The organism is Nostoc sp., from assembly GCF_036919595.1.
GTDB lineage: Bacteria > Cyanobacteriota > Cyanobacteriia > Cyanobacteriales > Nostocaceae > Nostoc.
Genome location: NZ_JBALCO010000077.1, coordinates 1 through 482, shown reverse-complemented (window position 1 = coordinate 482; position 482 = coordinate 1). Strand labels below are relative to the sequence as shown.

At 44.2% G+C, this 482-nt stretch carries 2 protein-coding genes; both read left to right on the top strand.

Annotation, left to right across the window (positions count from 1 at the left end):
* The first annotated feature begins 119 nt into the window (after positions 1-119).
* Complete coding sequence (locus V7K21_RS10870; RefSeq protein ID WP_335174056.1) at positions 120-323, top strand: hypothetical protein; 204 nt, start codon at positions 120-122, stop codon at positions 321-323.
* Positions 295-482: hypothetical protein (locus V7K21_RS10865; protein WP_442948868.1), on the top strand; the 188-nt coding region annotated here is incomplete at its 3' end. The genes V7K21_RS10870 and V7K21_RS10865, both read left to right, overlap by 29 nt.

Below are 482 nucleotides of genomic sequence, written 5' to 3'. Positions count from 1 at the left end.
CCTCCCCCACGCACGATTATCATTTTCAATAAGGCTATTTTGAGTATTTTAACTGATTGACAAAATGCGCTTTATTTTAACCTCTCACCGATGATGCAGCACTGTACTGGCTAGCCAAAATGGTTTATGCAGGTGAAGACCCGCGTTTCATTTTCCGTCGGATGTTAATTCTTGCTAGCGTTGATGTCGGATTAGCTGACCCACAAGCAGTTGTCGTTACAAATGCTTGTGCCGAAGCCTTTGATCGCGTGGGAATGCCGGAAGGACGTTATCATTTGGCGCAGGCAGTACTTTATGAGAGCGACTGCACCAAAGTCCAATAGCATTATGGGCTTTTTTGATGCTTTAGCGGCGGTAGAAAATGAAAATGTTGCTTCCATTCCCACTCATCTTAAAGATGCCAATCGGGATAAAAAAGGTTTTGGACATGGAGTGGGTTATGTCTATCCTCACGCTTATCGAGATCATTGGGTAGAACAGCA

Bases quoted from the DNA above. Each gene is read 5' to 3' on its own strand.
- V7K21_RS10870 (WP_335174056.1), top strand. From the start codon at position 120: ATGGTTTATGCAGGTGAAGACCCGCGTTTCATTTTCCGTCGGATGTTA.